This window comes from Polycladidibacter hongkongensis (genome assembly GCF_001561995.1).
GTDB classification, from domain to species: domain Bacteria; phylum Pseudomonadota; class Alphaproteobacteria; order Rhizobiales; family Stappiaceae; genus Pseudovibrio; species Pseudovibrio hongkongensis.
Window position 1 is genome coordinate 1 of sequence record NZ_LLWC01000032.1, and the last position, 3,939, is coordinate 3,939.

The window sequence follows — 3,939 nt, forward strand, 5'->3', positions numbered from 1 at the left end:
CTTTGAAACCGCTTAAAGCCTTACCCAAAAAGCGCTTGGCAGCTTTGGCATTGCGGGTAGGGGACAGGTAAAAATCTATCGTTTCCCCGCGTTTGGTCACGGCTCTATACAAATAGACCCATTTACCTTTCACCTTGATATAGGTCTCGTCAACTTTCCAGCTGCCAGACCAGCAAGCTTTACGCCAGTGCCAACGCAGTCGCTTTTCCATTTCAGGGGCATAGTGCTGAACCCAGCGGTAGATTGTTGTATGGTCCACATCAACGCCACGTTCTTCAAGCATTTCTTCCAAATCGCGATAACTTATTCCGTATCGGCAATACCGCCGAACCGCCCAGAGAATGATTTCACCTCGGAAATGACGCCATTTAAAATCACTACTCATAAACAGAGCCCATCAAGCTGATCAAAATGAAAGCCAAATAGGAAAATCTCAAACTTTTTGCAACAGGGCCTATTTTTGCACCTAGAGGTTGAGCATTTGCAGACACCTTCAGTATTGAATTTTTGAAAAAAGTATATTATTTTCTGACAAGGAGATAGATGATGATTACATCGAAGATCAAACAACGCATTATCGGAAAAGGCCGCGGAGCGATCTTTGCGCCCCTGGACTTTCTGGATATCGGGTCCCGTGCTAGCGTGGACCAGGCGTTGTCGCGCCTAGCCGATCAGGGAGTGATCCGGCGCCTGACGCGGGGACTTTACGACTATCCCAAGAAAAGCCCGCGCTTTGGCTATCTTTCGCCGTCCGCGGACGATGTCGCGCAGGCGGTGGCTCGTAAGGACAACCAGGTCCTGCAGCCTTCCCCCGCCATGGCGGCCAATCAGCTGGGGCTCTCAACTCAGGTGCCAGCCAAGCCGACCTATATGACCAATGGTCCAACACGGACCAAGACAATTGGTCGGCAGGTGATCCAGTTTCGCAATGCATCCTCCAAGACGCTTGTCGGTGCAGGACAAAAGACCGGTGCGGTCTTTCAGGCGCTGCGTTATGTCGGCAAGGATCGGGTCGATGATCAGGTGATTGGCAAATTGGCTCGCTCACTTGATGATAACGATAGAGCGATGCTCTCCAAGCAAAGCAAACGTGCACCTGCTTGGATGCATGCTGTTGTGCAGCAGATCGTAGAGCATGTTTGAGCCATGGACCAGTTTGCCAACGATACCCCAGAACAGAGGGACGAGGCCTTTCAGGAAGCCGCAGTACAACTCGGGATGTCTAAGAACATCATTGAGAAAGATTTCTGGGTCTGCTGGTCATTGAAACAACTCTTCGCACTGCCCACCTTTGGTGATCACATGATCTTCAAAGGAGGAACCTCCCTTTCCAAAGCCTATGACGTGATCCATCGCTTCTCGGAGGATGTGGATCTATCTCTCGATCGTGCGCAGCTTGGTTTCGAAGGTGATCGCGATCCCGAAAATCCAGATCTGTCTGGCATGCAACAAAAGCGACTTTTGCAAGAGTTGCAGGTAACAGCCGAAGAAGCAGTCTCCGGACCGCTTCTGGCTGAGATTAAGCTCGCATTTGATGACAGTCTAGATCAGGATTTTTCACTGTCGGTTGATCCAGAAGACGCACAAACCCTGCTCTTCGCTTATCCATCCTTGTCGGACGGTTCTGGCGGTTACATCAAGTCTATTGTGCGCTTCGAGTTTGGGGCACGGGGCGTACATCTGCCGGCAGAGGTTCGCGAGATAACGCCATATGTTCATCAAGCTTATCCTGATTTGCTGGGGGTAGGCGGGGTGGATGTGAAAGTGCTGGGCGTCGAGCGGACCTTCTGGGAAAAAGCCACAATTCTGCACATGCTCTACCATCAGAATCCCAACAAACCCCTCGCGGATCGTATGTCACGTCACTACTACGACATGGCCCAGCTTATCAGGCATGAGACCAAGGAGCGTGCCATGAAAAGCTTGGGTTTGCTTGAGGAGGTCGCGCATCATAAGTCTGTATTCTTCAAGGCTGCCTGGGCCAACTACGATGCTGCAAAACGTGGATCTCTAAGATTGATGCCGAATGAGAGGCTGACTGCAGCATTGCGTCAGGATTATACTGGAATGCGTGAGATGCTCATCGGAGATATACTGAGCTTTGACGCTATTCTGGGAGAGATCGAAGCTTTCGAGGGCGAAATCAACAGCTGACCAGCGTTGTTGCATAAACCCGCCTTTGCTGTGTATGCAGTCCTGATATTTTCACCGCAGCTACTTTTAGATCCGATTAAATGCAGGGGGATTACTGCCTGATAGCTTTTTCGTATTCAGTGTCGAGCAGCACGTAAAGTAGGATGTATATGAAGCATAATTACCCCCATTGATTGTGATGACTCGGTGCCGCAAGGTCTCTATCAATAAACACAAGCTAAAAAACTCGATATGTCGAGGAGGGTGATGTGCCAAAGTTCGGACTATCTCTTAAACTTCAAGTTCCACCACTACAATTGAGCCAGCCGCATCATGCGTCTGTTGCAAATTATCAAGAAAAAAAGCCAGGCGGTCTTGCAGGAAGGCAAGACGTTATTGCGCAGCAGGTGAAAGACCTCCCAGTACCCGTCTTCCGCCCAGCCTCCAACCCACCAACCTTTGAATGTGCACGCGAAAGCGGCTGGGGCTCTGAAAACAACGGTTGGCGAACCCTAAATATCGAGAGTCAGGACTGTTTCATCCATACCAAACGCATCGATACAAAAGCTCAGGGTGAGTATGTTGGCGATAAAATCCATCTGAGTGTCGAGCCGAGCCAGGTACCAGCAGCCTTTGACGCTATAAACACCCTGTTGTTCTCTGAGGACTCCCCTGTCGACAAATGGAAAGTCACAGACATGGCCCGTGTGCCTGAAGGCTCTCGTGTTCAAGCCGGTGCGCAGTTCACTTTGTATCTACGCCCAACCGCCGAAGATTCCCAATACTCCGCGCAGGATCTAAAGGACGATAAATCATTCCTTGAAGCAATCGAGCGAAAGCTCTCCCTTGCAGGCATTCAACCGGGCGAACGTCCGGCCTCAGATGTTTCTGCTCACCATTGGGAGTTTGCCAGCTATCGCAATGAATTCCGCAGTGATCGCGAAGGTGGTATCGCCCAAACAGAGGCCTTGCGCCGCGAACCGGTTTTCGAGATACTTACGACTTAAAGCCACGGTTATTCTCCAATCTTTGATGACCCTGTTGCTGCATGCTGAGGAGACAGGGACCCTGTTGCAACTTTTCTCGACGATGCAAATAGCCTTCCCCTAGGCGCAATTCATAGGTGAAGTCCAAATAGGCGATTGATGAAAGATACTTCGGTTCCACCGCCCACAGATTGGATCCAGCCGTCAAATTGGCCCTTCTTGAACATGCGCATAATTTCAAAACCCTTAAGTGTCGAGGCTGCCGTACGCATGGACTTGAAACCCAGTGTCGGCCTTATGAGGCGCTTGAGCTTTCCGTGGTCGCTCTCCAGCCGGTTGTTGAGGTGTTCTACTTGTCGCAATTCAACGAATTCAGGTACTTTGCCTTCGGCCTTTAGTTCGGCAAGAGCTTGCCCATAAGCAGGGTTCTTGTTCGTATTTATCTTTGACCCGAACGTACGTTTCGTCTACCCGCCAGGAAAAAGAGAGGCGGTTCTGGTACCACAGTGTGCGTTTTTCCAGCTCTGGGGCGTATTGCTGAACCCGGCGATGTATTGACCCAGCAATTTCTGCTCAAGTTATGCTGCTAATTTGTATGCCTCGTTAGGTGTCTTCATTGCAAGAGCCTGATGAGGCCTCAAGCCATTATAAAACGTAACCCAATCAGCAATGGTTCGGCTGGCATGGATTAGGCTTTCGAAGCGCTGGCGGTGAACGCATTGCTCCTTTAGCGACCGGATCAATCGTTCCATCATGCCGTTCTGCTGCGGACAATATGGTGTGATGAACTCTTGGCGCAGACCGTAGCTTCGGACCAGGG

Annotated in this window: 6 protein-coding genes; 3 read left to right on the forward strand and 3 right to left on the reverse strand. The window is 50.5% G+C overall.

Annotated features, from left to right (window positions below; all coding sequences use genetic code 11):
* A partial coding sequence (locus AYK82_RS14845; protein WP_156453390.1) for an IS6 family transposase occupies window positions 1-385 on the reverse strand: 385 nt, incomplete at its 3' end.
* A 158-nt stretch (window positions 386-543) separates the two neighbouring features.
* On the opposite strand from AYK82_RS14845, the gene AYK82_RS14850 reads away from it, so the two are divergent.
* The 3 genes from AYK82_RS14850 to ospF all read left to right on the forward strand — a co-directional run bounded on the left by AYK82_RS14850 (window position 544) and on the right by ospF (window position 3,140).
* Window positions 544-1,143: a DUF6088 family protein gene (locus AYK82_RS14850; protein ID WP_244265777.1), complete on the forward strand. Its 600-nt coding sequence runs from the start codon at window positions 544-546 to the stop codon at window positions 1,141-1,143.
* 3 nt (window positions 1,144-1,146) lie between these two features.
* Window positions 1,147-2,154, forward strand: coding sequence for a nucleotidyl transferase AbiEii/AbiGii toxin family protein (locus tag AYK82_RS14855; RefSeq protein ID WP_068317706.1), 1,008 nt, complete (start codon window positions 1,147-1,149; stop codon window positions 2,152-2,154).
* A 248-nt stretch (window positions 2,155-2,402) separates the two neighbouring features.
* Window positions 2,403-3,140, forward strand: coding sequence for a type III secretion system effector phosphothreonine lyase (gene ospF / locus AYK82_RS14860; protein ID WP_068317710.1), 738 nt, complete (start codon window positions 2,403-2,405; stop codon window positions 3,138-3,140).
* Window positions 3,141-3,250: 110 nt separating this feature from the next.
* On the opposite strand, the gene AYK82_RS17830 is transcribed toward ospF, so the two are convergent.
* The gene (locus AYK82_RS17830) at window positions 3,251-3,562 is read right to left on the reverse strand and encodes a DDE-type integrase/transposase/recombinase (RefSeq protein WP_208976515.1); all 312 of its coding nucleotides are present in this window, start codon (window positions 3,560-3,562) and stop codon (window positions 3,251-3,253) included.
* 135 nt (window positions 3,563-3,697) lie between these two features.
* Window positions 3,698-3,939: integrase core domain-containing protein (locus tag AYK82_RS14870; protein ID WP_156453361.1), on the reverse strand; the 242-nt coding region annotated here is incomplete at its 5' end.

Excerpts from the sequence above, each read along its gene's own strand:
- AYK82_RS14850 (WP_244265777.1), top strand. The coding sequence starts at position 544 with ATGATGATTACATCGAAGATCAAACAACGCATTATCGGAAAAGGCCGC.
- AYK82_RS14855 (WP_068317706.1), top strand. The coding sequence starts at position 1,147 with ATGGACCAGTTTGCCAACGATACCCCAGAACAGAGGGACGAGGCCTTT.